Origin of the sequence: Microbacterium sp. PMB16, from assembly GCF_051294855.1 — a bacterium.
Taxonomy (GTDB): Bacteria; Actinomycetota; Actinomycetes; order Actinomycetales; family Microbacteriaceae; genus Microbacterium.
Map to the genome: position 1 here is coordinate 275353 of NZ_CP145908.1, position 23592 is coordinate 298944.

The window sequence follows — 23592 nt, forward strand, 5'->3', positions numbered from 1 at the left end:
CCGCAGCGCGTCAACCCGCGTCGTCTCCCGATTCAGGCTCGGACGCAACATGAGACAGCACGTCCCCGATCGCGGCTCGGGCATCTTCGACGAACTCTGGCCGCACGGTGCGCTTGTCTTTACCGATCAATCCGACTATTTCCGCCCGTGACGGAGTTTCAGGTTTATACCTGATATCGGGCGCCGGTATCAGTCGCGCCATAACTTCGGGAGCCATGCTCTGGAGTTCCGCGAGAGCTTTCGCTGTGCTCGGTTGAGCATCCGAATCGAGGATAGCTCCGATGCGTGAGAACCCGAGCTCCACGAAGAGACGAGCGATCTTGGGAATATTCGAGGCGCCGCCTGACCCCCACCCGTACACATTCGGCTCTTGTTCGAATCCCAAACTGGCAAGGACACGCGGGAAATACGCCACATCATCCTGGCCCTCCGTCAGGATCACTCCGTCGTCGAGGAAGAGAGCCTCACGCGCGACGGACCCCACGGTGTGTGGGTTGGCGAGATTTCTCGTGTCTGCGAGCCGAGCGATCTCGCTCAAGGTCGCCGCGGTGGCCTGAGCGATCTCAGATCGACCATTTCGTTTGTGGACGCGCGCGATCGATGCACCGTTGGTGATGGCGGACCACTCAATCATCAGCGGTGAGTGAGTCGAAATGACGATCTGGCGGTCGCACGAGTACTCCGACAGAACGGAGGCCAGACGTCGCACAAGCTGTGGATGAAGGGAGAGCTCCGGTTCGTCGATCGCGATGACGGCTCCCGCCTCGGAGTCGTAGAGAGCGTCGACAATGAACAGCAGACTGACGAGCCCATCCCCGAGCCCTTCGCTGGTGTACCAGGAGCCGTCGGACTCGATCATCTTTAGGAACTGTTGCCCGGTGGCGATCTCGTCGATGGTCCACTTGAGGGGATAGCCGACGATGCGCCTCAGCAAGGCATCGAACTGAAGCCGCGCAGCGGGATCTGTATCCACCTTGCGAAGCCGACCCACAAACTCTTCCCGCAGTTGCGTGCGCGAGTACTCTTGACCGCTCATCGCCCAATTGCGGTCAGGTGCCCCCATGTTGCCGAAATACGGACTGAACTGCCTGCGCGACGGCGTGACGTGTATATCGAAGTTCCCCGGGCCGGAGTCTTCCGGGAGCCACGTCGATATCGCTTGGCTACCGCCGGCTCTCGCTGTCTCGACACGCAGTCGCCTTCCATCGGCGTGCACCAGCTCGAGCATGACCGAGTCCCGGTCCCGGTGACGGCGAGGTTGAGCGAAGCTCAACGGGTAGGAGTTTCGCGCCATTGCGATAAAGTGCAGCGCCTCAAGAAACGTCGACTTACCGCTGTTGTTACTTCCCACAACTATCGTCATACCTGAACCGTTGGCTCCTGTCGGTTTTGCCAGACGCAGCAACGCCTCTTCTGCGAACCCGCGATAGCCAGCGACCCGAATCTCGGAAAAATACCCGGGACCCACCGACGAAGCCGGCGGCTCTACTCTTGCGGCTGGGGCTGCGTTGGGGGCCATTCCGCTCTCCTCTAGGAACCGAAGCGCCGCGGGGCCGCGGAACGTCTCACTAATCAGGAATTGTTCGTCGGCGGAGTATTGCCCCTGGGCGCCCAACGCCTCCGTTGAACCTGAGCCCGGATCATTCCATGTGAGGATCACTGCAAAAATCATGCCGGGAACCACGGAGACGGCGAACCCCCCGCTCAGCGTCGCCTGCGCGATACGTCGTTGATCAAAATAGGTAGCGACCACGTCGTCTTTTACGTTGACGAACTTCGGCCCATCACCTGCATACGCACGACCGTCGCGAAGCATCGCGGAATGCAGCGTCACCTCGCGAATGAGCGGGCCACCATGGACGAAGCGAACCGTGACGTACCCCTCTCGCACATCAAGGTCGAGCGTGAAAGGAGAAACTTCAGTTCGGTGACTCAGATCATCATCCACCTCATGAGGATGCCACTGAACCAATTCCTATAGCTAGTCAGCTGGCGGCGAGACGCTTCTTCTCGACCTCGATGTCGAAGTCGGCGCCCGGCCACTGCGGGTCGATGTCCTCCAGCGCCGCGAGCAGCAGCTCCTGCACGGCGAGCCGTGCGAACCACTTGGAGTTCGCCGGGACGACGTGCCACGGCGCTGCCTCGGTGGAGGTGCGGTCGAACACGGTCAGGTACGCGTCCATGTACTGCGGCCACAGCATCCGCTCGTCGACGTCTCCCGGGTTGTACTTCCAGTACTTGTCCGGGCGCTCGAGGCGCTCCATCAGGCGGGCCTTCTGCTCCTCGGGCGAGATGTGCAGCATGACCTTGATGATGCGGGTGCCGGATGCGGCCACCCGCGCCTCGAACTCGTTGATCGCGTCATAGCGGCGCTCGATCTCGGGGGCGTCGGCGAGCTCGCGCACGCGACCGATCAGCACGTCCTCATAGTGGGAGCGGTCGAAGACACCGATGAATCCGGGCTCCGGCAGCCGCTTCTCGATGCGCCAGAGGAAGTCGTGCTCCCGCTCCTCCGCCGTCGGCGCCTTGAACGCAGCGAGCGAGACGCCCTGCGGGTCGACGCCGCCGACCACGTGCCGCACGATGCCGCCCTTTCCGGCGGAATCCATCGCCTGCAGCACCAGCAACACGGAGTCCTTGGCCACGCCGACGCGACTCTCCGCGAACAGACGCTCCTGCAGGACGTTCAGCGCCTCGAGGCCCGCGGCCAGTTCTTTCACGCCGTGCGACTTGCCCTTGTCGTACCCGGGCTTGCCGTCCGGGTCGACGTCGGCGAGGCGGAATCCGTCGCCGACTCGCAGCGTCTGGGTCCAGGTGTGCGCATCCATACGCACATCCTGCCAGTCATCGCGCCAGCGGGACCTCGATGATCTGGCGGCCGCCGCGCGGCGCCGTCAGCGCCTGGTCCAGAGCCGTGCGGGTGGTGACCCGCTGATATTCCCACCCGTAGGCGAGCGCGAGGTGCTCGAGTCGCACCGTGTGCGGCGTGAAGAAGGCACGATCGAGATCGGCCGGACGAGCGGATGCCGCGACCTCCAACGCGTCGAAGATCGTGCCGCCGCCGTCGTTGCCGACGATGACCTGCAGGCGCGGTTCGGCCTCGTCGGGCGGGAGCATCAATGCGCCGACATCGTGCAGGAACGCGAGGTCGCCGAGCAGCACACGGGTGATGCCGGGAGCGCCCGCGGCCTGGCTCGCCAGCGCGACGCCGGTCGCGGTGGCGATGGTGCCGTCGATGCCGGCGAGGCCGCGGTTGGCGTGCACGGGCACCTTCTTGCCGCCGAGCACGGCGTCGGCCACCCGCACCAGCCGCGACGAACCGAAAACGAGCCGGTCGTGCGGCCACGTGGCGCGCCACACCGCATCGACGAGGAGTTCGCGATCGAGCGGACGGCGCACGGCATCGAGCTCTGCCTTGACAGCCTCGCGTCGCGCGGTGAAATCCTTCGAGGCGAGGGCCTCCGCGTCAGGGGCGTGCTCGCTCAGGTCGACAGCCCCGGCAGCCGAGGCGGCGAGCCACTCGCCGAGCCATTCCCGATCGGTCGCGCCCGGCTCGACGGCGACGGCCGCGACCGCGCGGGTGCGGCCGTTCAGATTCAGCTCTTCCCCGCCGCGTCGCACGGCGATGACGTCGATGCCCTCGCGGGAGAGGAGACCGGCGACCTCGCGACTGAGCGTGGGGTGACCGAGCACGAGGACCCGCTCGATCCGCCCGCCGAGGTCGTCGCGCCGCAGCAGCGCACGGTAGCCGTGCACGAGCTGACGCCCGAAGCGCGCGCCGCTGACGATCTCGGCGATCAGAGGCCAGCCACCGGCGTGCGCGATCTCCTCGGCATCGGGACCGGCGTCGGCGCCCGCGACGACGACCGTGCGCGGCCCGCGCTCGATCGTGAAGGGCTCGGGCGGCACAGGGCGCGGGGCATCGCCCGGCTCGACGCTGATGTCGGAGAGCTCTCCGGAGAGCGGCTCGCGGGAGGGCAGGTTCAGGTGCACGGGTCCTGCAACGCCCGGCAGCCCTCGGGAAGCATCCGACGCTCCCAGGGCGGCGGCGACGGCGCGCGCCGCGAGACCGCTCCAGTCGGCGTCACCGGGGACCGGGGCGTCGATCTGCTCGCGCACCCAGCGTTCGAAGAGACCGACCTGCAGTGTCGCCTGGTTCGCGCCGACGCCCCGGAGCTCCGGCGGGCGATCGGCAGTGAGGAGCAGCAGCGGCACACCGGAGTGGAACGACTCCATGGTCGCGGGAAGCAGATTGGCGACGGCGGTGCCGGACGTGCAGATCACCGCGGCCGGCACGCCGGTCTCGCGACCGATCCCGAGCGCGGTGAACCCCGCGACCCGCTCGTCGACGCGCACGTGCACGCGCAGCAGGCCGTCATCGGCGAACCGCACGGCGGCGAGCGCGAGCGCCTGCGAACGGGAACCCGGAGAGAGGACGATGTCGCGCACGCCGTGCGCGACGAGGTCGGCGATCAGGGTTGCCGCAGCATCCATCGCCGGCGATGAGGTCACGGGCGCGGGTCCGCGGCGGGAGGCTCGTCGGTCTCCTCGTCCAGGCGGGCGAGTTCCTCTTCGAGGCGCTTGATGCGAGCATCCTGCTCGGTCTTGCTGATGCTGTGCAGGAACGCGGGATCATCGTCGGGGGCGAGCACACGACGCATGGTCTGCTCGCTCGCGCGGCGACGCCCGATGACGAACCAGAGGATGCCGCCGATCACGGGGATGAGCACCACGATCGCGATCCAGGCGGGCTTGGGCACGCCACGGTGCCGCGTCGCAGGCTGCACAGCGCAGTCCACGATGCTGAACACCCAGAACACAGCAGCCAGGAAGCCGCCGATGATCAGTAGTCTCGCCACCCTTCCAGTGTAAGCGTGATGCGGGCAGCCCGGCCCGGGTCGGACAGAGGCGGCGTTGCTAGACTGCGCGGCACATGCTGCCCTCCTCGCCCGAACCCCTTCCGCGGGTGCGTGCCGAACGGATGCTGATCACTCGGATCGTCATCGCCGTCGGCCTCGCGCTCCTGCTGGTCGTCGGTGCGTGGTCGACCTCGCACGGGAAAGCAGATGTCCATGCGTCGCTCTGCCTCGCGACCGGGGTCTCCCACACGGCAGCCTCGAGTGCCGAAGGCCACGACTCCGGCACCTCTGTCGACGCGGTCGCTTCCGTCGACGCACTGACAGCAGACGCGGCCCTGTGCCTGGTGGCCGTCCTCTGCGTGGTCGCACTCGTGCTGCTGTTCCGCCGTCTGCTCGGACGCCGCTCGGCAGCGCCCGAGCACTGCCGGCCCCGCACCACTCTCTCGAGCCGCGCCGGCCCCGCTTCTCTCTTCTCCGCGCTCACCCTGACGCAGCTCTCGATCTCCCGCACCTGAACCTCGACGAAGGCATCGGCCGCCGCGCGCGGCATCCCCTCATCGTCGAACACCTGTGTCTGGAGACCTCATGAAAACCTCTGTCAAGGCGACCCTGATCGCCATCGCCGTCGCCGTCGTCCTGCTGATCGTCGGCATCGTGTACGCCATCACCCAGCGAGCGAACACCCCCGAACCGCCCGAGGGCGAGCAGCAGCAGACGGTCAGCACCGACTCGCATGTGCTCGACGAAGGCGGAGCGGATGCCGTGACCGTGGTCGAGTTCCTCGACTTCGAATGCGAGGCGTGCGGCGCCTTCTACCCGATCGTCGAAGACCTCCGCGCGACTTACGAGGGCGACATCACCTACGTGGTGCGCTACTTCCCGCTGCCCGGCCATGTGAACTCGACCCAGGCGGCTCTCGCGGCCGAGGCGGCAGCGCAACAGGATCGCTTCGAGGACATGTACCACGCACTGTTCGAGACCCAGACGGAATGGGCGCACAGCGACGTGGAGACTCCGGCGGCGTTCCGCAGCATCGCCGAGGATCTCGGTCTCGACATGGCCGCCTACGACGCGGCGATCGCCGATCCGGCCACCCTGGAGCGCGTGCAGGCGGACAAGGCCGACGGCGAGAAGCTCGGCGTGAGCAGCACCCCCTCGTTCTTCATCGACGGCGTACAGGTCGAGCTGCAGGAGTGGGACGACCTCGAGCAGGCGATCGACACGGCCGTCAACGGTTGATCAGCAGCACCGGCTCAGGTGCCGCCCGGCGACGGAGCACCTGAGTCGGTGAGCGCCGGAGCCAGCACCTCAGCCAGGAGCCGTCGCGCACTCTGATACCGACCCCGGGCGGTGGACGCCGGGATGCCGATGATCGTCGACGCCTCCTCCAGCGTGAAGCCCTCCCAGTGCACCAGGCCGACCAGGTCGCGCAGGTCATCGGGAAGGCGGCGTACCGCATCCCGCACGTCGATCGCCGCGGCATCGTCGTGGTGCACCGGGCGCGACTCCAGGTGTCCGCGCAACCGCTCCGCGAGCTTCCACCGGCGCACGGACGCGCGCTGGGCGTTGGCGAGGATGCCCCGGGCGACCCCGAAGAGCCACATCCGCGCCTCGATGTCATCGGCGGGCAGATCGGCGATGCGCCGCCAGGCCGTGAGCATGGTCTCGGAGAGGAGGTCGGCAGCATCCGCCCGCTCCACGCGGCGTTCGAAATACGCGAGCAGGTCGGATGCGTTCGCGGCGATGCTGTCGAGCCCTCGCGGCGAGGAGTCGCGGGCGCGCAGCCGGGTCACGGCGCGCCCCCATCGCAGATCGCCTGTCCGCGGACGGAGATCATGTTCTCCGGGGCATCGGGGTCGAAACCTCGCTCGTCGAGCTCCGCCATGACGACGTCGCTCACCGCATGGGACGTGGCCATCTGCGCCAGCACATCGTCTGTGGTCGCGAGCTCGGTGCGGCCCGCGTCGATCCAGCCCTCCGCGATCGCGATCGCTTCCGGCTCACTGCGCAGCCGTCTCTCGGCACCCTCGATGTCGGCGGCGGCCACCACGTCGACCGACCGGAAGATCTCCTGGATCGCAGTCTGCACCTCGGGGTTCTCGGCGCGGATGTCGCCGACCCGCTCCTCGCACGAGACACCGCTCGGCAGGGTGTAGCGGAAGGTGCCGTCCGGCTCTTCCGCCCAGGGGTGCCAGAGCCCGGTCGCTGCGGCAGCCACGGCGCCGCCGGCGAAGAGCAGGGCGAGACCTCCCGCTGCGGCCACCAGGCCGGGCCGACGGTATCGCTGCGACCGACCTGCCGATCTCGTGGCGACCGTCAGGCGTGCGAGCTCGTGTTCGAGTTCCGGCGAGCGCGGTGCGATCAGGGCGCCCGCGGCCCGCAGCGCGCGATCCGCCCGCTCATCGCCGTGTTCCGACACGTTGTTCTCCTCGTTGCGTTCCATACCTGTATATGTGCAGCAGCAGGCGAAACGTCCACTCCGTGCCGAGATTCCTCCATCGGCGCCTCCGTCTCGCTCGCTACGCTGAGCGCATGAGCGAGGCCCCCGCGCGCAAGCCCCACCCTGTCCTCTCGGTCGTGCGACGGATACCGGCGACGCTGACGATGGTGCTGCTGATCCTCGGCGTCGGTGTCGTCTGGCACGGGCTGTGGGCGCCCTTCGAGGACACCGCGCTGTTCGCAGACGTGGCCTACGGGTTGCCGAACCTCACCGACGGCAAGTGGTGGACGCCGCTGACCGGCACCTTCTTCGTCAATGAGCCGTGGGTGTACCTGTTCACGATCTCGGGCTTCTGGGGCATGGCGTACCTGGAGTTCCGGCGTGGATCGCGTGTCGCCCTCGCCTACTACTGGATCGGTCAGCTGTTCGCGATCCTCGCCACGGCCCTCGTGCTGCTCCTGGCTTCGCAGGTTCCGTGGGCGTGGGCGGCGAGCCAGGCTCAGGCCCTCGACGTCGGAGCATCCGGCGGCACCATGGCGTGCATCGCCGCGGCGGTCGGGCTCTTCCGCGCACCGTGGCGGGTGCGCGGGTGGCTGATCCTGCTCGGCTTCGTGTTCATCGCGATGCTGTTCTGGGGAAAGGTCGCCGACCTCGAACACCTGCTCGCGGTGCTGCTGATCCTGGTCGTCGACCGGTCACTGCGAGTCCGTCGCACGACGGTGCGCGAGCAGCGTCTCATCGCCGTGGTCGCCGTGATGGTGCTCGGGGCGATCGAGATCATCAGCATCCTCGTCCCGACGGACGGCCCGTTCGGACCCACCGACCCGGTCTCGGGTGGATTCATCGACCTGGCGATCGACCTCGTCGTGATCCTGCTGCTCGTGAACGGCCTGCGACGCGGGCGCCGCTGGGGCTGGGTCATGGCGATCCTCCTGGGTCTGTTCAACCTGCTGGGCGCGGCGCTGGTGCTGACGCTCATCATCCTGACCAGCCAGGCCGAGCTCGACGTGCGGTGGGACGGGGAGACCGAGCTGCCCCTCGCGAACGGCTTCCTGTGGCTGATCATGCTCGTGTACCTCGTATGGGTGCGGCGGGCGTTCCGCGCCAAGCGGCGGTCCACGCTCGGCATCCAGCCCGCCCCGACGGTCGACGACGTGAAGACCGAGCTGCGCGCACACGGCGGAGGCACGCTGTCCTGGATGGCGACGTGGGACGGCAACAGCTACGCGCGGGTCGCGGGCGGTGTCGTCGCGTATCAGCGCAGAAACGGCGTCGCGCTCGCACTCGCGGACCCGATCGGGCGGGCGGAGGACAGAGCGGAGGCTGTGACGGAATTCATCCGCTCCTCCGAGCAGGCCGGACTCGTCCCCTGCTTCTTCAGCGCCGACGAGGCGACTCGGGCCGCGGTGCCGGCCGGGTGGCGGAGCATCGTCGTCGCGGACGACACGATCGTCGACCTGGCCGGACTCGAGTTCACCGGAAAGCGGTGGAACTCGGTGCGCACGTCCCTCAACAAGGGCGGCCGGGAATCGATGACCTTCCGGATGACCCAGCTCAAGGCCGAGCCCTGGGGCGTGCAGCAGCAGTTGCGCGCGATCTCGGAGGCCTGGGTCGGCGACAAGGACCTCCCCGAGATGCGCTTCACGCTCGGCACGCTCGAGGAGGCAGAGGACCCGGAGGTGCGACTGGCACTGGCGCTGGCCCCGAACGGCGACGTCGACGGATTCCTCTCCTGGCTTCCCGTGTACGGCGGAGATGGGGTCGTCCGCGGCTGGACGCTCGATCTCATGCGGCGGCGCGAGGGCGGCTTCGGCCCCGTCATGGAGTACCTGATCGGCTCTTCGGCGAAGCAGTTCTCCGAGGAGGGCGCGGAGATCATGTCGCTCTCGGGCGCGCCGCTCGCGCACGACTACCCACCGGATGCCGGCATGATCGCAGCCCTCAGCGACAGGCTGGCCGACGCCCTGGAGCCGGTCTACGGCTTCGGTTCGCTGCACCGCTTCAAGCAGAAGTTCCACCCGCGCTACGAGACCATGTACCTGCTGTTCCGTGACGAGAGCGACCTCACCCGCATCGGCGGCGCGCTCACGCGGGCGTTCCTCCCGGACGCGACCCTGCGGCAGTTCGCGGGGGCGGGGCTGGAGCTGGTGCGCGGCGGGAAGGACTGAGCCCGGGGCGTTGAACTCGGGCCGCGGCGCTGGCGCGAAGCTCGCAGAACGACACGAACTTCGCAGCGTTCCGGGGCGAGGTCTGCGAGATTCGCGCTGTTCTGCGAAGTTCCTGCGGGGCGGCGGGTGCGGTCAGGAGTCGCGGGGGCGCTGCCGGAGCTGCTTGACGTCGGTGCGGCGCTGCTTCGCCTTCAGCCTGCGCTCCTTGGAACCTCGGCTCGGCTTGGTCGGACGCCGCGAGGGTGCCGGCGGACGCACGGCCTCGGCGACGAGTGCCGCGAGCCGCTCGCGGGCGGCCTCCCGATTACGCAGTTGCGCTCGGTGTTCGGATGCCGCGATAGTCAGCATCCCGTCGACGAGGCGACCGGCGAGGCGTTCGAGGAGCCGTTCGCGCTGGACCGGCGACAGCGCCGTGGAGTGCGCCGCATCCCACACCAGTTCGACGCGGGAGTCCGCGGTGTTGACACCCTGCCCGCCGGGACCGGATGACCGGGAGAACCGCCACGACAGTTCGGCCTCAGGGATCGTGGTCCCCGAGTTGATCCGGAGCCCCGGGCGGTGGTGTGCGGGCATGCATCCATCATCCTCTTCGCCCACGCAGAAAACTCGCAGAACAGCACGAACCTCGCAGGAATCCCGAGGGATTGCTGCGAGGTTCGCGTCGTTCTGCGAAGTTCTCGCCAGTGGAGCAAGTGGACGCGACGGCGGGAGTCGAACCCGCCACGCCGTCAGATATGAGCTGAGGCCCGGGACCGCCCGGATCGCCGCGATGGGGTCGACGTTACCCGGCCGTGATCTCTCCCGCCAGGATCGTTGCCTGGGATAACCCTATGAGTCGGAGGATGACGGGAGCGGCCCGCGCCGATCAGTAGGTGCCGTGCACATAGAGCTTCGACTCCGCCCGACGGCGGTTCACGAGGCCGGGCAATCCCTTGTTCGTCCAGCGCGCGAGTTGCGCGGGAACGTCCGCATGCCGCCCCTCGTTCACGACCCGCAACAGCGTCGACCCCTGGAACGCGCCCGTGCCCACATTGAACGTGAAGCTGACCAGCGCATCGAACTTGTGCTGGGTGAGCGGCACGTGCACGCCCGCGTTCACGGCGCGCACCGCGATCTGACTGTCCGCGCGCAGGAGCGCGATGCCCTCCGCGCGCGTGATGCCGTCCTTGAACCCCGGCGGTTCCGCTCCCGAGCATCCGCCGCGGTGCACGAGGTGACCGAAGCCGATCGTGCAGTGCCCGAGCGCGTCGTTGTAGAGGCGTGCGCGGAACCCCTCCCACCCCGCGATGAAGTCCAGCCCGTTCGAGCTGATGTTCCCGTTGGCCACGACCACTCCTCTCCAGCATCCGATCGCTTCTGCCGGTGACTCGGCGTCAGATGGCGAAGTGGACGTGATTCCGATGCCCAGCCCAGGCGGCGCCCCAGAACGACGGCGGCACGCGCCTGCCGTTGTCCACTGATCCCCCCGGGTTGTGGATCAGCTCGGCCAGCTCACCCAGGTGCGTGTCGATCGCCCACGTCACGAATCGCTGCATGTTCGCCGCGGACCCGACGAGGTCCGCGGCGCGACCTCGATAGTGGTACGAGTTTCGCGAATGAGCGCCTGGAGTCACCGGCCCCCACCGGTCCGGAGCACCCGGTGCATTGCACTCGTTGACGTTCAGCTTGAAATATGTTTCGGCGAACGAACACGAGCGGATGAAGAGCGAAGCCTGCGAGAAGTCTTCAGACATGCGATAGTCCCCTTTTCCCCAGCCCCCGTTCCGGATTCTCCTCCCCCGGAGCATCCGGAACAAGGGGCACATCTCCGAGCGCATCTGCGCTCTGGTGAGGATGCGGTTGCGGGTGTACTGTCACGAGCAGATGCGGCCGGTCGGGGCGGGGCGGCCTCATCGGGCCGCATCTTGCGACATCGGTCTCGAAGGAGAGACATGGACCTGCACCCCGCTCTGACCCGTTCTCTGGAAGCTCAGGGTTTCCGCCGCGTTCCGCTGGATCAGCTCGTCGCCGCGCCGTTCGTCCTGCCCGGCGCCGGCCCCGAGGTCGACGCCGCACTGACCAGGGCGCAGGACGACCCGAACTGGGTGGAGGTGGTGCGCCAGCTGGCGCAGCTGAAGCTCCGGGGATTCTGGGACCTGCACCTTCGCCTCGACAAACACGACCTCGAGATCGTCCCTGTCTACGCCTGGAAGGGCGAGCTGAACATCGCGACCGTCGACAGCTACATGGACTTCATCTACACGGTCGTGAGTCAGATCGCCGGCAACCTCGGAAAGCTGAAACTCGACGACACCGCCGTCAAAGCACTCACGCTGGTCTTGAACACCGCCGGGGTCAAGGACACCGCGAAGCAGGTGGCCACGCTGCTGATCGAGGCCAATGCCGCGACGATGCCGAACACCAACGTCCTGTTCGTCGACGTCGACGGGATCAGCGATGATCTTCGGCAGCGGTTCGAATGGAACGTGCAGAGGGTGAGCGCGAATCCCTTCAACTTCAATCGGCCGTGGGTCTACGCCTACGGCGTCGACGGGCTCACGTTCCAGGTCGCCGGCGTCGGCGACATCAACACCCTGAACAAGGGGCAGCTCGCACAGAGCCTCGGCTTCCTGGCACTCCAATGACCATCGCCGAACTCACCCCCACGGGTCGGAAGACGCACCGGCACCTCCGACTCTCCCTGGTCTTCGTGGTGTTCACTCTGCTGGCGAGCGTCGTGGTGCAGTCGGTCGTGGTGTCGTGGGAGCCGTTCACCGTGGGCTGGCAGGTGCTCCCCTCGATCAGCCACTATTTCTACACGCCGATGCGCAGCATCTTCACCGGGGCCCTGATCGCCGCGTCGCTCGCGCTCTTCGCCCTCTCTGGGCGCGGGCCCGCCCCGACGCTCCTCGACATCGCCGCGCTGTTCGCCCCGCTCATCGCCATCATCCCCACCGGGATCAACGCGGAGCATCCGATCGGCGACCTGACCTGCCCGGGAACCGACGACTGCGTCCCCGAGCAATTCTTGGACGATGCCCGTCTCGGGGTCGCCGTGTACGTCATCGTCGTGATCGTGGTCGTCTTCACGATGATGTGGGTCCGCTGGTACAAGGAGATCACGACGCCGAGTGCCCCCCTCGTGTCGATCATCGCCGGTGTCACCGCGGTGGTGTTCGCTGCTTTCACCTTCATCCCCGGGCTGAACGACGCGTTCCCGCTCAATTTCTGGCCGGTCCCGCAGAGCCTCCATTTCCTTGCGACCCTGCTGTTCTTCGGGACATTCGCGGCGGTGCCGATCCTCCACGCGCGGGGGAAAGCAGACCCCACCGAGACGCCTCCCAAACCATGGCAGCAGATCTTCTACCGCTGCATCGCCGGGTTGATGATCGCCGATCTGGTGATGCTCTTCGCCGCCTTCTTCTTCCGCAACTCGCTGGGGGACTTCCCGCTGGTGCTCATCGGCGAAGCGATCGCGCTCTGCCTCTTCGCCGCATTCTGGTGGGTGCAGACCCTCCAGCGCTGGAACGACGAGAACCCGCCGACCGTCACCACCATCGACTAGGGGCCCGCCCCGCACCTCACGCTCGCGCCGCCGGGACGGGCGCGTCGATCGCACGCAGCATCCGCTCCGCCGCTTCGCGCAGCTCGGCGCGATCGGGCTCGGGGAACGTCATCGCGTACTCGACGCCTTCCGGGATCCAGAGGAACGCGTACATCGCCTCCCGCCAGTCCGAGCCGCCGATCGGCCAGCGGGTGTGATCGGGCCCCTCGGCGGTCGCCCCTTGCGACCAGGGGCCGAAGAGAGCGCGCATCTCGTCGAGGGGCAGCTGCATCACCGCGTCGCCCTCGATCTTCTGCGGGGACCATGACGAGGCGATGAGCACGCGCTCTTCGATCTCGGCCTCGGTGATCTCCCTCCGCGTGAACAGCACGCGGGTGTGCTCGACCGACTCGATCCGATCGACGCGGAACGTGCGCCAGTCCTCGCGATCCAGGTCCCAGCAGAGCAGGAACCATTTGCGTCCGGAAGGCGCGAGGGCATGCGGCTCGACGCGGCGGACGCTCTCCTCCCCCGCCGCATCCACGTATCGCAGCCGCAGACGCTCGGTGTCGCGAGTGGCCATCGCGATCTCGCCGAGCACGACCGGTGAGACGACCGGAGCATCGCCGATGCGCGGGGGCTGCACGGATGCGGCGAGCGCGTTGACCCGCTGCCGCAACGCCGATGGCAGCACCTGCTCGAGCTTGGCGAGCGCGGTGAGCGTGACCTCGGGACCACCGACGAGCTGCTGCGTCGCCGCGACTCGCAGCCCGATCGCCATCGTCACCGCCTCATCGTCGGTGAGCAGCAGCGGCGGCACGGCACTCCCCGCCTCCAACCGGTACCCGCCCGCCGCACCCGGCGAGGACTCGACGCGGTAGCCGAGGTCGCGCAGCCGGTCGACGTCTCGGCGCACGGTGCGCTCGGTCACGCCAAGTCGGGTCGCGAGTTCGGTGCCGGGCCAGTGCCGGTGCGTCTGCAGGAGGTTGAGCAGGGCCAGGGCTCGGGAGGTGGTGTCGGTCATGTCTGAAAGATTGCCAGACATTGCGGACAGTATCTGTCCTGGTTGCCTTCTACCTTCGAGGCATGACGAACGAATCCATCATCGAAACCGAGGGCCTGACCAAGGTCTTCACCGTCAAGAAGACGCCGGTGCACGCTGTCACCGATCTCTCCTTCACCGCGAAAGCCGGCGAGCTCGTCGCCTTCCTCGGACCCAATGGTGCCGGCAAGTCCACCAGCCTCCGCATGCTGACCACCCTCATCCCGCCCACCTCCGGCACGGCCCGGGTCGTCGGACATGACATCAGGACGGATGCTGCGGGCGTGCGGGCCCGGATCGGCTACGTCGGCCAGCTCACCAGCGGCAGCTTCTCGCAACGTGTACGCGACGAACTGCTCAGCCAGGGATCGTTCTACGGCATGTCGAAGAAGGCGAGCGTGCGGCGAGCCGACGAGCTCATCGAGTCGCTCGATCTCACCTCCTTCGCGACCCGGAGCGTGCAGCAGCTGAGCGGCGGCCAGAAGCGCCGACTCGACATCGCCCTCGGGCTGATGCACGCGCCGCCGCTGATCTTCCTCGACGAGCCCTCGACTGGGCTCGACCCGCAGAGTCGGGCGAACCTGTGGGAGCACATCCTCGACCTCCGCACCCAGCACGGGACGACCGTGTTCCTCACCACCCACTACCTGGAGGAGGCCGACCGGTACGCCGAGCGGGTCATGGTCATGGACAAGGGGCGGATCATCGCCGACGACGACGCCGTCTCCCTCAAGGCGACCCTCGCCGGCGACGTGCTGACGTTCGGCTTCTCGGATGCCGCGGCAGCGGCGACTGCTCAGGGCGTGGTCGCCCGACTCAGCTCGGCCGAGGTCACCCTCGTCAGCGCGGAGATCTCGCTCGCCGTGCCGGACGGCGACCGCCTGCTGCCCGTGATCGTCCGCGAGCTCGACGCCGCCGGCATCCTCGTCCGCCGCGCCACCGGCGTGCCCCCGACCCTCGACGACGTCTTCCTCGCCCTCACCGGGCGCACGCTCCGCGAGGCCGGAGAGGGAACGGATGCCGAGGGCGAAGCATCCGATTCCGCGGCGGACGCCGGGGACGCACCCACCGCATCCGACATCAGCAAGACAGGAGTCCTCTCATGACCACCACCGACACGCTCGTGCGCCCGAACCTCGCACGAGACACCAGGAATGTCCTGACCCGTGAGCTCAAGCCGGTGCTGCGCGATCCGTTCACGCTGATCTTCAGCCTGCTGCAGCCGCTGGTCTTCCTCGGGCTCTTCGCGCCTCTGCTGATCGGCGGCTCCGGGCAGCGCCGGCGAGACGCTCGCCTGGTTCGTCCCCGGGGTGCTGGTGATGATCGTGCTGTTCGGCACCGGCGCGACCGGGTCGAACCTGCAGTACGAGATGATGACCGGCTCGCACGAGCGCACGCTGGTCGCACCCCTCGCCCGTTCCTCGCTGCTCGTCGGTCGGGCGCTCAAGGAGATCGCACCGATCGTCGTGCAGGCGCTGGTGATCGTGCTCATCGCCTGGCCCTTCGGCTTCGCGGCCGACATCCCCGGACTCCTGATCGGGCTGGCGCTGCTCGCCGTCTTCGGGGTGGGCCTCGGTTCGCTGTCGTACTCGCTGGCGCTGGCCACGAAAGACCGGGAGTGGCTGTTCTGGGGCGTGCAGCAGGCGCTCATCTTCCCGCTGCTGATCCTCTCGGGCATGCTGCTGCCGCTCGATGACGCCCCGGACTGGATGCGGGTCGTCGCCTCGGTCAACCCGGTGAACTGGGTCGTGCAGGCCGAGCGCGCGCTGTTCTCGGGAGACCTCGGCGACTCGACCGTGCTCTGGGGCTGGGTCTCCGCGCTGGCGGTGGCGGTCGTCGGCCTCGTCGTCGGGGTGCGGGCGATCAAGCGCAGCAGCTGAGATCGGCGACCTCCCTCGAGCTGGGACACGTCCTCTCCACGACGCGACGTGTCCCAGCGGCGTGGGCGACCTACATATGACCGACAGGACCGCCCCAGCCGCCGGGCGCCTGCCGCGGAGCGAACACCTCGGGCGCACGCGAGGAGGGCGGGCGGATGCCGATGCGGGGGTTTGCGAGACCATCCAGTAGTCGGCCGGTCTGCGTGACGACAGTCGATTGCAGCGAGTGGTGGGCGCCGGGAAGCTGCTGCTCCCGGCGCGCGACATCCTGGATCTGCTCGAGAGTGGCGGCTACGACAGCCCGCGCATCCCGGAGGCCCCAGCTCTCGCCTTCTTCGATCAGGTCGCTTCCCGTGATGCTGAAGTAGTCGCCCTTGCGGTTGATCTGCAACGCAGTCTCCCTGTCGACCTCGAAGTGCAGTTGCGGCACGACGTCGTACATCGGTGCGAGCGCGACCTCCCCACCAGGGAGGTGCAGGAGCGAGATGTTCTTGCTGTGCATGTCGAGGTTTCCCAGCGCTAGCGAGAGAGTCGTCATTCGCAGGAGGTTGCGCACGTCGTTGACGGAGGCATGTGCACGCAAGACGCCTGCAGTGCGGCGGAGCCTCCCGTCACCTTCGGCAGGTTCGTATTTCTCGTCGCCGCGATAGCCCAGGACCTGGTTGAAGTCCTCTTGGTGGGATCGCTCACCGTTCTCGTCGCGGTCGTACCTCTGAATGACGAGCGCCTGAACATCGTTGAAAGCCTCGATCGTCGTCTGGAATGAGGCGAGACCGAGCGCGCGTGCGAAGCGCGATCCGTATTCCTCATCGAAGATGAGCGTGCGCTCTGCGGCGACCGGCTTGAGGATATGGGTCGACGGATACCCGTCGAGCGGCTCCGACCACCCGGAGTCTGTTCGAACGAGAAGGACCTTGTCCTGCACGCCGGCCAGAGATGACAACCTGCGCCGACCATGGTTGCCCAGCGGATTGAGCGCGACCTCGGCGAACATCTCGGCCACGCGTCGCTCGCTCACGGGCGACAACGAAGGTGTTCGCGGCTCGTCCGGGTCGGCGGGATCCCAGATCTGCACGGCACCCGCAACGTCGCGACCGTAGCGATGCAGCAATCCCATGGTGTTTTCGGAGTCCAGACGCGCATTCCGCCCGAGACGCTCGCGGATACGCCCTTCCGCAAGGATCTCTTCGAAGAAGTTCTGCCGGAGGGGACGAGATCGGGGGTTGGGCCTCTCGGTGAGCGGAACGCTGACGGACAGTATCGGACTGAGAGCACCGAATCTTGCGAGGGCGGCAGCGTCCGCGGCGAAGTCGAAGCGCTCTCGCTCCCCGGCAAGCGTGCCTACGCGTTCCCCGTAGAGTTCGACCTGAAGCTCAACCATGTTCGTCAGCGATGTCGGCGTGCAACGTGATGCCCGTCTCCTGCAGATAGGCGAAGAGTCGTTCCACCGCCTTCACCGGCTTCCCCTGCTCGAGCTCGACGATATAGCGCTGGCTCGTTCCCAGCCTCTCAGCGAGCTGACGTTGAGAAAGCCCACTCGACAGCCGCCCCTCGCGGAGCAGCATGCCCAGCATCTCAGGTCCTGTGATTCGTGCCGTGCGCATGCCGATCGCCCTTCGTGATGTTGTTTTTCACATCAAGAATAGGTGATTACTATTTCGTAATCAAGTAGGACGATTACGATTTCGACATCGCGTAGACGACCGACTCAGCGCCTGATCGAGTCGTGGAACGGGTTCGGTTCGAGCGTGTAGTCGGTCGCGGCGTCCGCCCAGGTGCCGCCGTCCGTCGGCTCACTCCGGCGCCGCACGGCCGACAGCATCCGTGTCGCCGGGGCTCCGATCGTCAGCGCGAGAGATCCCCCGAGCGTGCGGTCCTCGCGACCGAGCACGCTCGCCCGGTGCCACGCGGCGTGCAGCGCCCCGCCACGCGCGGCCGGCAGCCGTCGGGCAGGAAGCGCACCGGCCCGACGCAGGGCGACGAGCTCCTGCACCCGATCCCACCAGGTCGACTCTGCCTCGGCGTGGAAGTAGTTGTCGCGCAGCCACTCCGGATGCGGATGCCGGAACCGCCCGCCCACGACCTCGCTGCGACCGCCGAGCAGTCCGCTGCCCACGAAGACCGTGTTCAGCAGGCTCTTGCTCACCCCGAACGAGTCGAGTGCGATGACGGGGATGCCGAGGGCGAGGGCCTCGATCGCGGCGGTGGAGCTCACCGTGACCAGACCCGCCGCACTCTCGAGGGCCGACGCCATGGAACCGTGGGAGTACACCAGGTTCTTCGGTCGCCGGGTCGGCAGCAGCTCCGTATACGGGTCGCGTTCGAGGTGCGTCTCCGACTCCCCCGGCCGCGAGCGCAGCTTCACCACGACGCGGCGCGCGGGGTCGGCCTCGGCCGCGCGGACGAGCGTCGCGGCGATCTCCGCCCGCTCTTCGCGGGCCACGGGGACGAGCGCCTGCGCCGCGAAGACGATGTCGGTCGCGGGCGGCCGCACGGCGACGGGCCGCGCGGGGCGCTCGGCGACGGCCACTCCACCGGGGCGCGCGGCGAGCGCCTCGACGCGGATGCGTTCCGGCCGCAGCATCCGCTCTCTTCTCCTCGCGAACGGGAGCGTGGCGAGTGCGGTCGGCACCGCGACGCCGATGTGCCGCCCGAGCTCGGCGAAGGCGCGCTGCTCCCGGTGGGAGTGCACCACAAGCAGATCGGTGTGCCGACGGTAGTCGAGGGCTCCGCGCTGCGCGGGAATCGCCATGCCCGGAAGACCCGAGACCGTCACCGGCCGATGCCGCAGCGAGTCGATGACCCGCCCCATCAGCCGGACGAACGGGCCCCGGCCGGCGAGCAGCACGACGTCGGGGCGCTGCCCCTCCAGCCATCCGGCCGCCTCGGCGAAGCCCACCCGCGTGACGTCCTCGGATCGCAGCCCGGTGCCGGCGAGCGCGGTGCGCTGCTGCTCGACGCTCGCCGTCAGGGGCGTGCGGACGAGCAGCAGGTGCGGTCGCAGACCCGGCACCGAGCCGAGCAGCGCCGCCGACCACTTCACGAACGAATCGGCATCCGCGATCGCGACGACACGGATGCCCGCGGCATCCGTCATGCGGGAACGCGGCGGAGCTTCGCCATGGGTGCCCGCTCGCTGTCGAACACCCGCTTGACGCCGTCGCCGAGGGCCGTCTCGATCACTCGGATGTCGCGGACGAGGTGCTCGAGGCCGGTCGGCTCCAGGGACGCCGCGTGGTCGGAGCCCCACATCGTGCGGTCGAGCGTGATGTGCCGCTCGACGGCGACCGCACCGATCGCGACGGCGGCGAGGGAGATCTGCAGTCCGCGCTCGTGCCCGGAGTAGCCGACCGGAATCCCGGGGTAGCGGTCGCGCAGCGACGCGATCACGCGCAGGTTCGCCTCTTCCGGCTCGAGCGGGTAGGTCGACGTGGCGTGCATCAGCACGACGCGGTCGGTGCCGAGCGTCTCGAGCGCGCGGTCGATCTGCTCCGTGGTCGACATCCCCGTGGAGAGGATGACGGGCTTGCCGGTCTCGCGCAGGGCGAGCAGCAACTCGGTGTCGGTGAGGCTCGCCGAGGCGACCTTGTGCGCGACCACGTTGAGGTCTTCGAGGAACGAGACGCTGGGCACGTCCCATGGCGACGCGAACCAGTCGAGCCCGCGCAGGGTGGCGTGATCGCCGATCTCGACGTACTCGTCGCGGCCGAACTCGACGCGGCGGCGGTACTCGAGGTACGTCATGGTTCCCCACGGCGTCTCCCGCGGGACGTCGCGCATGTGTTCCGGGGTGGAGATCTCCGGCGTGCGCTTCTGGAACTTCACCGCGTCGGCTCCCGCTCGCGCAGCGACATCGATCAGGCGCTTGGCGATGTCGACGTCGCCGTTGTGGTTCAGGCCGATCTCCGCGATGACATAGGCGGGGTGGCCGCCGCCGATCACTCGCGAACCGATGCTGACAGTCATGATTCCTCCGGTCGTCGAAGGGCCCGTCACGGGCCCTCCCTCCTGGGTACGTGGCGAGGGTGAACACCACGCAACCGGAGGGTTACCGGCGTCGGTCAGCTCGACAACACCCGTTCGACGAGCTCGCGAACGGCCCCATCGCCACCCCGACGACGCAGCACGACCCGCGCCTCCTCGAGCACGAGCGGATGCGCGTTCGCGACGGCGATCGGCCACCCGACGATCCGCATCGCCGGGAGGTCGTTGACGTCGTTGCCCAGGTACGCGATGTCGGCGAGCGGGAGGTCGTTCTCGCGGGCCCAGTCGCGGAGCGCTGCCTCCTTGTCGTCGATGCCGTGCAGCACCGGCACCCGGAGCTTGTCGGCACGGGCTCGCACCACCGGGTTGACCTCGGTGGAGAGGATCAGCATCGGCACGCCGGCCCGGCGGAGGAGGGCGACCCCCATGCCGTCCTCACGGCTCACGCGCACACGCTCCCCGCCGTCGGCGTCGACGATCGCGGTGTCGTCGGTGTGCACGCCGTCGAAGTCGGTGACGACAGCACGAACCGGGATCGCCTCCGGGCTCTCGTGGAGCGCGGCGAGCGCGCGGGCGATCTGCAACTGCTGCTCGTCGTCGATCTCGATGGCGGTCCACTCCGGCACCTCGGCGATGCGGATGCGGCCGAAGAACCGGTGCCTGCTCTCACGGAAGCCCACGGCGCGGAACACGTAGAACGCGCCGGTCTCGAGGTGATGCGGCTCGCGGTCCTGACGCCGGGGCCGATGGGCGGCCTCGTGGTTGATCGCGAGCGCGGCACCGTCGGCGTCGCGCCGCCAGAGGAAGCCGTAGGTCTCGTAGGCGGCGAACACGCTGTCGGCGCGATCGGCGCGCACCTCGTCGACGGCCGCCGCCAGGGCGTCGCTCGGCAGGAACGGCGAGGTCGCCTGCACGAACGCCACGACGTCGAACCGGTCGCCCTGCGCCTCCAGCTCATCCAGCGCGTGCAGGATCGCGCTCTCCGACGTCGCGGTGTCTCCGGAGATCTCCGCCGGGCGACGGATGACCCGCGCACCGGCCGCGATGCCCACCGCCGCGATCTCGTCGTCATCGGTGGAGACGACGACCTCGTCGACCCCCGCGGCGACGGCCGCGCGCACCGCGCGCTCGACGAGCGGCACGCCGCCGACGCGCTGCAGGTTCTTGCGGGGGACCTGCTTCGATCCGCCCCGCGCCGGGATGATCGCCACGGTCCGGCCCGCGGTGCTGTCCGCCGTCGCATCCGCCGTCGTGCTTTCCCCGGTCGTATGCACCGTCATGTCCATCGTCATCTCCCTCGTATCGCCCGCCAGGCGCGTCCGGCCCGCCGCCTGGCCCCGATCGCGGTGAGCCGCCACTCCTCGAGCCGCCCCACTCCCCCGGCGGGCCTGAGCACGCGGCGCAGGGTGCCCTCGACCGGGGCACCGGGCAGCCGCAGCGCCGACAGCCGCTCCGGAGCGAAGTACCGATCGCGCTCGGCCGCATCGAGTCCGTCGAGAAGCTCCTCGGCACGGGGTCGGAGGTGAGCGGCGATCTCGGGCTGCATGGCGTATCCGACCGCGTCGACCAGCAACTGCAGCCGCGCGGGGTCGGTGTACGGCGAGCGGTCGCGGGTGAGCGCATCGACGATCGTGGCGGGGATCCGGTTGCTGTTCTCGAACGGGGTGAGCATCCGGAGCACGGTGTCGGCGCCGGCCGAGCCGATCTCGCGGCCGAACAGCGTGTGCACGGTCGGGAGCGCCGTGGAGAACCCGGCCACGACAGCGACCGCGTCGAGTCGCTCGGCCAGCAGTTCGGCCGGGATCCCCCCGCGGTACTCGACGAACGCGATGCCGCGCGCCGTCGCCCGCGCGCGCACCGCGTCGGTGAGCAACGGGGGCGCGGCCGGATGCGGCTTGAAGACGATGCGTCGCGGCGACCATCGCGCCGCACGGTCGATCATGTCCTGCTGGAGGGCGATCTCCTCGGCGGGGCGCATGAGCCCGAGCACCGACAGATACTGCCCGAGCACCAGCGCCGTCGGCATGTCGCCATCGATCTCGGGGGTCTGCTCACCGGCATCCGTCTCTCCCAGCGCAGCCGCGAAGCGCTCAGGCGGCACGGGAACGATCTGGGCGTGCGTCGATCCGACGAGGGGCCGCACGCCGGGCACGACATCGGCGTGCACGACCCTGACGATCCGGGCGGCGACCGGATGCGGCATCCGCACGCGCATCGGCGAGTACGTCATCAGCCCGTCGCCGACGATCGTGATGCGTGCGTTCGGGAACAGCGACATCAGTGTGCGCGCCGGGGCGACCTGCGGGCTCTGCACGAAGAGTTCGAGGTTCCGCGGGTCGAGATCCCACGCGCGGGTGAGGAGGCGTTCGAGGATGGGGAGGTCGACCTCGGCCGGCTCCCAGGAACTCGGATGCAGCGGCCCGAGGACCCCGTCGAGGTCCTCGATGCGGTCGAACCGATCCCGCAGCGAACGCAACGACGGGTCGGCGGCGATGCCCACCGTCGTCTCGGGGATTCGCGACGAGGTGAACGGCACGAGGATGCGCTCGCCGATGCCGTCGGACCGATGCGCGTCGTCGAGGAGCCCGGCGTCGATCGCCGCAGCGGCGGTGGCGAGCCCGTAGGCGCTGTGCAGCGCGAAGAGCTGCGTCATGAGGCACGACCCGCCTGGCGGAGGATGCGTGCGAGCACCCTGCGGCGGGGGCCGTCGAACCGCTCCAGCACCGCCTCGGCCTCGGCATCCGGAAGCCGTCCGAGCATGTCCCGGATGCCGGCGCGCATCTGCGTGCGCAGCGCCGGGTTCATCCGGCGCGCACGCACGAGGTGGTGGGAGCTCAGCGCCAAGGCCGTCCAGACCGCCTTCGCCAGGAAGCGCTCCGCCTCGGGGTCGCGCTCCACGATGTCGATCACCTCGTTCATCGCCCGGGCGAAGTCGAGCTGTCGTCGATCGCGCGCCTGCGTCAGCGAGGTCGCGACGCCGCGCCGGTAGAGCAGAGCCGGGGCATCGACGACCGCGAACGACTCGGCCTCCAGGTGGAGCCGCCAGATCCACGGCCGATCCTCGGCGGTGAACAGCCCGGACGGGAATGCGGCCAGCCCTCGGTCGAGGATCCGCCGATGGAAGATGCCGGCCCACGCGTACGGGTAGTCGACCATGGTGGATTCGTTCTCGGGCAGGATCGCCTCCCGCGGAGAGGACACCTGCTCGCGCCAGGGATGCGGCGCGCGGACGAGCGCTCGCCGCCCGCCGGCGACGGTCACGTGGTCGGTGCGCAGGAAGTCGCAGCCGAGCTCTCGGAGCCGGGCGCTCAGCACCTCGAGGCGCTGCGGCTGCATCCAGTCGTCGCCGTCGAGGAAGCAGAAGGCATCGCCCTCGACGTGCGCCAGCCCCTGGTTGCGGGCGCTCGCCAGACCCCGGGGGCTCGGGTTGCGCAGCACTTCGGCGTGCGGGAACCGTTCGGCGTATCGCCGCATCAGGACACCGGTGTCATCGCGGGAGCCGTCGTCGATCGCCACGAGTTTGAGGGCCGCCGGGTCGTCGAACTGGCGGGTGAGGGTCTCGAGCGTGGTGCCGATGAACTCGCCGGCGTCCTTGGCAGGCAGGATGACGGTGACGAGGGGTGTGCGCACGGATCTCCCGGGGTGGGCGGTGTCCGGCATGGTCTCAGTCGTTCGTAGCCGATCGGCGACGTGAAG

General features: G+C 68.6%; 23 protein-coding genes and 3 pseudogenes. 7 read left to right on the forward strand and 19 right to left on the reverse strand.

Annotated features, from left to right (window positions below; all coding sequences use genetic code 11):
- Positions 1-10: 10 nt before the first annotated feature.
- The 4 genes from V5D55_RS01465 to V5D55_RS01480 are packed head-to-tail and all read right to left on the reverse strand — an operon-like array spanning position 11 to position 4859.
- Positions 11-1948 (reverse strand): ATP-dependent nuclease, encoded by a 1938-nt coding sequence (locus tag V5D55_RS01465; protein WP_435746931.1) that lies wholly within the window; start codon positions 1946-1948, stop codon positions 11-13.
- A 37-nt stretch (positions 1949-1985) separates the two neighbouring features.
- Positions 1986-2828 (reverse strand): polyphosphate kinase 2 family protein, encoded by an 843-nt coding sequence (locus V5D55_RS01470; protein WP_435746933.1) that lies wholly within the window; start codon positions 2826-2828, stop codon positions 1986-1988.
- Between the two features lie 16 nt (positions 2829-2844).
- Positions 2845-4494 (reverse strand): 2-succinyl-5-enolpyruvyl-6-hydroxy-3-cyclohexene-1-carboxylic-acid synthase, encoded by a 1650-nt coding sequence (gene menD / locus V5D55_RS01475; RefSeq protein ID WP_435749239.1) that lies wholly within the window; start codon positions 4492-4494, stop codon positions 2845-2847.
- Positions 4495-4508: 14 nt separating this feature from the next.
- Positions 4509-4859 (reverse strand): PLD nuclease N-terminal domain-containing protein, encoded by a 351-nt coding sequence (locus V5D55_RS01480; protein ID WP_435746935.1) that lies wholly within the window; start codon positions 4857-4859, stop codon positions 4509-4511.
- Between the two features lie 74 nt (positions 4860-4933).
- Here V5D55_RS01480 and V5D55_RS01485 point away from each other — a divergent pair, with 74 nt between their 5' ends.
- Together V5D55_RS01485 and V5D55_RS01490 are read left to right on the forward strand one after the other, a co-directional pair.
- Complete coding sequence (locus V5D55_RS01485; RefSeq protein WP_435746937.1) at positions 4934-5374, forward strand: hypothetical protein; 441 nt, start codon at positions 4934-4936, stop codon at positions 5372-5374.
- A 70-nt stretch (positions 5375-5444) separates the two neighbouring features.
- Positions 5445-6098: a DsbA family protein gene (locus tag V5D55_RS01490; RefSeq protein WP_435746939.1), complete on the forward strand. Its 654-nt coding sequence runs from the start codon at positions 5445-5447 to the stop codon at positions 6096-6098.
- Positions 6099-6112: 14 nt separating this feature from the next.
- Here V5D55_RS01490 and V5D55_RS01495 read toward each other — a convergent pair whose 3' ends face one another.
- Both V5D55_RS01495 and V5D55_RS01500 read right to left on the reverse strand, forming a co-directional pair.
- The gene (locus V5D55_RS01495; protein WP_435746941.1) at positions 6113-6652 is read right to left on the reverse strand and encodes an RNA polymerase sigma factor; all 540 of its coding nucleotides are present in this window, start codon (positions 6650-6652) and stop codon (positions 6113-6115) included.
- Positions 6649-7302, reverse strand: a complete 654-nt coding sequence (locus tag V5D55_RS01500) for a hypothetical protein (protein ID WP_435746944.1) — start codon at positions 7300-7302, stop codon at positions 6649-6651. Before V5D55_RS01500 ends, V5D55_RS01495 begins: the two co-directional genes overlap by 4 nt.
- 89 nt (positions 7303-7391) lie before the next feature.
- On the opposite strand from V5D55_RS01500, the gene V5D55_RS01505 reads away from it, so the two are divergent.
- Positions 7392-9467: a bifunctional lysylphosphatidylglycerol flippase/synthetase MprF gene (locus V5D55_RS01505; protein ID WP_435746946.1), complete on the forward strand. Its 2076-nt coding sequence runs from the start codon at positions 7392-7394 to the stop codon at positions 9465-9467.
- A 132-nt stretch (positions 9468-9599) separates the two neighbouring features.
- On the opposite strand, the gene arfB is transcribed toward V5D55_RS01505, so the two are convergent.
- The 4 genes and pseudogenes from arfB to V5D55_RS01525 all read right to left on the reverse strand — a co-directional run bounded on the left by arfB (position 9600) and on the right by V5D55_RS01525 (position 11200).
- On the reverse strand, positions 9600-10040 hold the full coding sequence (arfB, locus tag V5D55_RS01510) for an alternative ribosome rescue aminoacyl-tRNA hydrolase ArfB (RefSeq protein ID WP_435746948.1): 441 nt from the start codon (positions 10038-10040) through the stop codon (positions 9600-9602).
- Between the two features lie 120 nt (positions 10041-10160).
- Positions 10161-10236 (reverse strand): annotated as a pseudogene (locus V5D55_RS01515).
- Positions 10237-10332: 96 nt separating this feature from the next.
- Complete coding sequence (locus V5D55_RS01520; RefSeq protein WP_435746950.1) at positions 10333-10794, reverse strand: lysozyme; 462 nt, start codon at positions 10792-10794, stop codon at positions 10333-10335.
- 46 nt (positions 10795-10840) lie between these two features.
- Positions 10841-11200: a hypothetical protein gene (locus V5D55_RS01525; protein ID WP_435746953.1), complete on the reverse strand. Its 360-nt coding sequence runs from the start codon at positions 11198-11200 to the stop codon at positions 10841-10843.
- Between the two features lie 198 nt (positions 11201-11398).
- Between V5D55_RS01525 and V5D55_RS01530 the strand changes: the two genes are divergently transcribed.
- Positions 11399-12091, forward strand: coding sequence for a hypothetical protein (locus V5D55_RS01530; protein WP_435746955.1), 693 nt, complete (start codon positions 11399-11401; stop codon positions 12089-12091).
- Complete coding sequence (locus V5D55_RS01535; RefSeq protein ID WP_435746958.1) at positions 12088-13011, forward strand: hypothetical protein; 924 nt, start codon at positions 12088-12090, stop codon at positions 13009-13011. Before V5D55_RS01530 ends, V5D55_RS01535 begins: the two co-directional genes overlap by 4 nt.
- 16 nt (positions 13012-13027) lie before the next feature.
- On the opposite strand, the gene V5D55_RS01540 is transcribed toward V5D55_RS01535, so the two are convergent.
- Complete coding sequence (locus tag V5D55_RS01540; RefSeq protein ID WP_435746960.1) at positions 13028-14014, reverse strand: helix-turn-helix transcriptional regulator; 987 nt, start codon at positions 14012-14014, stop codon at positions 13028-13030.
- A 62-nt stretch (positions 14015-14076) separates the two neighbouring features.
- Here V5D55_RS01540 and V5D55_RS01545 point away from each other — a divergent pair, with 62 nt between their 5' ends.
- A complete protein-coding gene (locus tag V5D55_RS01545; RefSeq protein WP_435746962.1) occupies positions 14077-15138 on the forward strand; it encodes an ATP-binding cassette domain-containing protein in 1062 nt (353 codons plus the stop codon).
- A pseudogene (locus tag V5D55_RS01550) lies at positions 15135-15912 on the forward strand (ABC transporter permease). Before V5D55_RS01545 ends, V5D55_RS01550 begins: the two are co-directional and overlap by 4 nt.
- A gap of 70 nt (positions 15913-15982) precedes the next feature.
- On the opposite strand, the gene V5D55_RS01555 reads toward V5D55_RS01550, so the two are convergent.
- From V5D55_RS01555 to V5D55_RS01590, 8 genes and pseudogenes are all read right to left on the reverse strand, one after another.
- Complete coding sequence (locus V5D55_RS01555; RefSeq protein ID WP_435749240.1) at positions 15983-16930, reverse strand: type II toxin-antitoxin system HipA family toxin; 948 nt, start codon at positions 16928-16930, stop codon at positions 15983-15985.
- 60 nt (positions 16931-16990) lie between these two features.
- Positions 16991-17293 (reverse strand): annotated as a pseudogene (locus tag V5D55_RS01560) (HipA N-terminal domain-containing protein); the annotation flags it as partial.
- Positions 17286-17486, reverse strand: a complete 201-nt coding sequence (locus V5D55_RS01565) for a helix-turn-helix domain-containing protein (RefSeq protein ID WP_435746964.1) — start codon at positions 17484-17486, stop codon at positions 17286-17288. The gene V5D55_RS01565 and the pseudogene V5D55_RS01560, both read right to left, overlap by 8 nt.
- A gap of 134 nt (positions 17487-17620) precedes the next feature.
- A complete protein-coding gene (locus tag V5D55_RS01570; RefSeq protein ID WP_435746966.1) occupies positions 17621-19009 on the reverse strand; it encodes a DUF6716 putative glycosyltransferase in 1389 nt (462 codons plus the stop codon).
- Positions 19006-19878 carry an N-acetylneuraminate synthase family protein gene (locus tag V5D55_RS01575; protein ID WP_435746968.1) on the reverse strand — a complete coding sequence of 291 codons (873 nt, stop codon included), beginning with the start codon at positions 19876-19878 and terminating at the stop codon, positions 19006-19008. The genes V5D55_RS01570 and V5D55_RS01575 overlap by 4 nt, the downstream gene beginning before the upstream one ends.
- A 95-nt stretch (positions 19879-19973) precedes the next feature.
- Positions 19974-21254 (reverse strand): cytidylyltransferase domain-containing protein, encoded by a 1281-nt coding sequence (locus V5D55_RS01580; protein ID WP_435746970.1) that lies wholly within the window; start codon positions 21252-21254, stop codon positions 19974-19976.
- Positions 21185-22549: a polysialyltransferase family glycosyltransferase gene (locus V5D55_RS01585; protein ID WP_435746972.1), complete on the reverse strand. Its 1365-nt coding sequence runs from the start codon at positions 22547-22549 to the stop codon at positions 21185-21187. The genes V5D55_RS01580 and V5D55_RS01585 overlap by 70 nt, the downstream gene beginning before the upstream one ends.
- Positions 22546-23556 (reverse strand): glycosyltransferase family 2 protein, encoded by a 1011-nt coding sequence (locus tag V5D55_RS01590; protein WP_435746974.1) that lies wholly within the window; start codon positions 23554-23556, stop codon positions 22546-22548. Before V5D55_RS01590 ends, V5D55_RS01585 begins: the two co-directional genes overlap by 4 nt.
- Between the last annotated feature and the right edge of the window lie 36 nt (positions 23557-23592).